2 protein-coding genes are annotated in these 1470 nt (G+C 50.1%); both read right to left on the bottom strand.

All coding sequences use genetic code 11. From position 1 onward, the window contains the following. Positions 1 to 90: 90 nt before the first annotated feature. Positions 91 to 945 carry a DUF7833 domain-containing protein gene (locus tag QVP90_RS16800; protein WP_021937059.1) on the bottom strand — a complete coding sequence of 285 codons (855 nt, stop codon included), beginning with the start codon at positions 943 to 945 and terminating at the stop codon, positions 91 to 93. Between the two features lie 123 nt (positions 946 to 1068). After that, positions 1069 to 1470 (bottom strand): hypothetical protein (locus QVP90_RS16795; RefSeq protein WP_288204893.1); only part of this gene is annotated, 402 nt, incomplete at its 5' end.

Here is a 1470-nt window from a genome sequence, read left to right as displayed (position 1 = left end):
GCCCCCTCTCCCACGGAGAGGGCTGGGGAGAGGCCTCCCACGGTTCTTACCGCCCCTAATCACCGTTTCCGGCACTTGCAAGGACGGTGCTCAGCGTGTCCATGCCTCCGTCTGGTCGTCCCACACCGCCCATGAGTTAGGGCGTGGCGGTGCATCGGCCGGAATGGGGCGTCCCATGTAAGTGCGCTGCTCTCCGGCCAGCGTCTCGTAGCGGTAGGGATCGTTTTCTTCTCCGGCATCGGCCGTAATTTGCAGTTGCTTCACCGCCTGCCGCCCTTCATCGGATTTCATCCAGTACATGAACCGCCGTTTGGCATCGCTCAGTCCGGTCACCGTGTGCTCTTCGCCCCGCAGACGGAGAAAGGCGGTAAACGACGGGAGCAGTTGCGGCAGATCGGCGGCGAACTCCACTCCCCGCCCCGACAGGCGTGCCATGTCTTCGCACCACACCTGTTCGGAGGGCAAAAGGGCGATGGCTTCATCCATCGAAAGAACTCCCCTCACACGCTCTCTTGTGAGAGAGTTATTTTCTTGTTCTTCTCTTCTCTGCTCTTCTTTACGCGCGTTATGCAGGAAACGGGAGTTGATTATCAGCGCATTATCCTCCAAGCTCCCCCCGAGTTCCTTCGACATCTCGTCACGTTTGCTCAAGAAATTCTCCATTCTTTTTATCAATCCGACAGAAAAAAACATGCCGTTTTCTTCCGAAAAAAGATCATAGTTTTCGATAACGCGAACCACCACCGTTTTTTGCGTGTACCCCAATCTTGACACCAAGCCTGCGGTCTCGGTGACAGGCAGGCTAAAATCTGTCTGCAGCCGCAACAGTTCAATCAAAAGCCAATAGACGCCATATCCTCTCGCCCCTTCTTTTTGGAGAAGTTTTGCTAATTTCGGGTTGGTAGCCGAAGGGGCGTCGTGCTTGAAATAAAAATTCTGCTTCATAAATATATTTTTTAATGACGGACACAAATATCCGGCAGCAAAGCTCGGAAGTTGTTTTCATATATCTGTTACGGTTTTTAGTAACAAATATTTCCTTTTTATTTTGTCACTTTGCACGGTTATTTAAAAAGTGAAATCATTATGAAGAAAAAAAAACTTAAAAAAAGAATCATTTACCAGAGTGATACCGACATGATACGTCGGACAGTTCAGGAAATCAGCCGGATAGCAGGAAGAAACCTTTTGCTCTACCGGTGTCACTGCCATCTCACCCAACGGGAAGTCTACTATCAGACCGGAATCAATTACCCTTTGATCTCCAATTATGAAAAAGAGATAAAAAACATGTGCGTCTACTCGTTCCTGATCACTTTTTATCGGGATACGTGCAGGTATCTCGAGATAGGCGATCCGGAAGGGATCGTACAAATTTCGAACAAGTTGCTGGAGATACTGTTTTGAGGCCTCTCCCCAGCCCTCTCCGTGGGAAAAGCCTCTCCCCAGCCCTCTCCGTGAGAGAGGGAG

The sequence above is a fragment of the Bacteroides sp. CAG:189 genome (genome assembly GCF_000432295.1).
Classification (GTDB): domain Bacteria; phylum Bacteroidota; class Bacteroidia; order Bacteroidales; family Bacteroidaceae; genus Bacteroides; species Bacteroides salyersiae.
The sequence above is the reverse complement of the archived record's forward strand: the minus strand, read 5'-3'. Positions and strand labels throughout refer to the sequence as shown.

Excerpts from the sequence above, each read along its gene's own strand:
- QVP90_RS16800 (WP_021937059.1), bottom strand. The coding sequence starts at position 945 with ATGAAGCAGAATTTTTATTTCAAGCACGACGCCCCTTCGGCTACCAAC.